Annotated in this window: 3 protein-coding genes; all 3 read left to right on the top strand. The window is 73.7% G+C overall.

Going from position 1 to position 2,721, the window contains the following annotated elements:
* The coding region (locus tag A6Q81_RS16295; protein ID WP_286691119.1) for a winged helix-turn-helix domain-containing protein at window positions 1–115 on the top strand (115 nt) is incomplete at its 5' end.
* Window positions 115–1,587, top strand: a complete 1,473-nt coding sequence (locus A6Q81_RS16300) for a sensor histidine kinase (protein ID WP_286691117.1) — start codon at window positions 115–117, stop codon at window positions 1,585–1,587. The genes A6Q81_RS16295 and A6Q81_RS16300, both read left to right, overlap by 1 nt.
* Before the next feature lie 120 nt (window positions 1,588–1,707).
* Window positions 1,708–2,721: ornithine--oxo-acid transaminase (gene rocD / locus A6Q81_RS16305; protein ID WP_286691118.1), on the top strand; the 1,014-nt coding region annotated here is incomplete at its 3' end.

Raw genomic sequence — 2,721 nt, forward strand, 5'->3', positions numbered from 1 at the left:
GGCCAACGTCGTGGAGCTCTACATCTCCTACCTGCGCAAGAAGGTCGACGCCGGGCGGCAGCCGATGATCCACACGATGCGCGGCGCGGGCTACGTGCTGAAGCCCGTCCCGTGATGACCGGTCCGCTGAGGGCCCGGCTCCTCGCCCGGGCTCGGGCGGTCGCCGACCGGCTGCGGTCGCTGACCGCCCGCCTGGTGCTCACCGCCGTGGTGCTGGCCCTGGCGGTCTCGGCACTGCTCGGCACCGCCACCACGCTGGTGATGCGCCACGCCCTCACCGAGCGCCTCGACAGCGAGGTGCGCTCCACCCTCAGCAGCGTCCTGGAGACCCCGCCGACCCCGCCGGGCGTGCAGCAGCAGACCCGCGTGGACCTGCGCAACCTCGCGCCGGGCACCCTCATCGCCCTGCTCGAGCCCGGCAGCGACCCCCAGGCGATCGTGGTCGGCGACGGCCGTGGCGAGCGCGACACCCTCGACGACCGGGTCGCGTCGCGGCTCGAGGACGTCGACCCCGACGGCCGGGTCGAGGAGGTCCCGCTCGGCCGGTCGGGCGACTACCTCGTCGCCGCGACGACCCTCGGCGAGAGCACCGTGGTCGTCGGCCTGCCCACCCGGGACGTGGACGACGCGGTGGGCCAGCTGGTCCTGGCCGAGGTGCTGCTCGGACTGCTCGTGACCCTGCTCGCGGCGGCCGCGGCCGGCGTCGTCGTACGCCGACAGCTGCGGCCGCTGACCGAGGTCGCCGCCACCGCGCACCGGGTGGCAGCGCTCCCGCTGGAGTCCGGGGAGATCGAGCTCGCCGAACGGGTCCCGGAGCGACTGACCGACGAGCGCACGGAGGCCGGTGCCGTGGGCGCGGCCCTCAACACCCTGCTCGCGCACGTGGAGTCCTCGCTGACCGCGCGGCACCGCAGCGAGCAGCAGGTGCGCCAGTTCGTGGCCGACGCCAGCCACGAGCTGCGCACCCCGCTGGCGACGATCGCGGGCTACACCGAGCTGGCCCAGCGCCGACCCGACGACACCGGCACCCAGCGCACCGCGCTGACCAAGGTCGCCGAGGAGTCGGTGCGGATGACCGCCCTGGTCGAGGACCTGCTCCTGCTGGCCCGGCTCGACTCCGGGCGGCCACTCGAGCAGCAGCCGGTCGACCTCACCCGCCTGCTGCTGGAGGCGGTCTCCGACGCCCGGGTGCTGGCGCCCTCGCACCACTGGCGGCTCGAGCTGCCCGAGGACGTCGTCGAGGTGGTCGGTGACGACCAGCGACTGCACCAGGTCGTCACCAACCTGCTGACCAACGCCCGAAAGCACACCCCCCAGGGCTCGACGATCACCGTCGCCGCGACCCCGACCGGCTTCACCGTCCACGACGACGGCCCCGGCTTCGACCCCGAGCTCGCCGAGCGCGCCTTCGAGCGGTTCGTGCGCGGCGACGTGTCCCGCACCCGCGGCGGCGTCGACCCCGGCGGCGCGGGCCTCGGCCTCTCCCTGGTGGAGGCCATCGTGGCCGCGCACGGCGGCACCGTGTCGTTAGCGTCCGCGCCGGGCGACACGACCATCGAGGTACGCCTTCCGGTGGCAGTCGGCTGACACCGGCAACCGTCCGTCGCCGGGATTCGGAGACCGGACGAACTGGTGCCAACCTTGGTTTCCGGGCCCGAGTCTGTTCTGGTGGGGCCCGCACACCCGTACCGAGCCGAGGAGGCGCGCATGACCACCACCGCAGGGACCGCGACAGGCACCGCCCCTCGCTCCGCCGAGCTGTTCCAACGCGCCGAGGCCCGCACGGCGCACAACTACAAGCCGCTGCCGGTCGTCGTCGAGCACGCCGAGGGCGCGTGGATGACCGACGTCGACGGCACCCGCTACCTCGACCTGCTCGCCGGCTACTCCGCGCTCAACTTCGGTCACGGGCACCCCGGCCTGCTCCGCGTCGCCCACGAGCAGCTCGACAAGCTGACGCTGACCAGCCGCGCCTTCGTCCACGACCGGTTCGCCGACTTCTGCGCCGCGCTCGGCGACCTGTGCGGCAAGGAGCTGGTGCTGCCGATGAACACCGGCGCCGAGGCCGTCGAGACCGCCATCAAGGTCATGCGCAAGTGGGGCTACGAGGTCAAGGGCGTCACGCCCGGCCAGGCCAACATCATCGTGGCCTCCGGCAACTTCCACGGCCGCACCACCACCATCGTCGGCTTCTCCGACGACCCCGACGCCCGCGACGGCTTCGGCCCGTTCGCCCCCGGCTTCACGATGGTCCCCTACGGCGACCTCGCCGCCGTGGAGGCCGCGATCGACGAGAACACCGTCGGCGTGCTGATGGAGCCGATCCAGGGCGAGGGCGGCGTGGTGCTGCCCCCCGACGGCTTCTGGAAGGGCCTGCGCGAGCTGACCGCCCGCGAGAACGTCCTGATGGCCGCCGACGAGATCCAGGCCGGTCTCGGCCGCACCGGCAGGACCTTCGCCAGCGACCACGAGGAGGTCGTCCCCGACCTCTACGTCCTCGGCAAGGCGCTCGGCGCCGGCATCGTCCCGGTCTCGGCCGTGGTCGCCGACCGCGACGTGCTCGGCGTGCTGCGCCCGGGCCAGCACGGCTCGACCTTCGGCGGCAACGCGCTGGCCTGCGCGGTGGGCCACGAGGTCGTCACCATGCTCGCCACCGGCGAGTACCAGGCACGGGCCACCGAGCTCGGCGCCCTGCTGCGCGAGCGCCTGGAGGCCCTGGTC

The sequence above is a fragment of the Aeromicrobium sp. REDSEA-S38_B2 genome (assembly GCF_001628525.1).
GTDB classification, from domain to species: Bacteria; Actinomycetota; Actinomycetes; order Propionibacteriales; family Nocardioidaceae; genus Aeromicrobium; species Aeromicrobium erythreum.

Coding starts and splice junctions, on each gene's coding strand:
- A6Q81_RS16300 (WP_286691117.1), top strand. CDS start 115: ATGACCGGTCCGCTGAGGGCCCGGCTCCTCGCCCGGGCTCGGGCGGTC.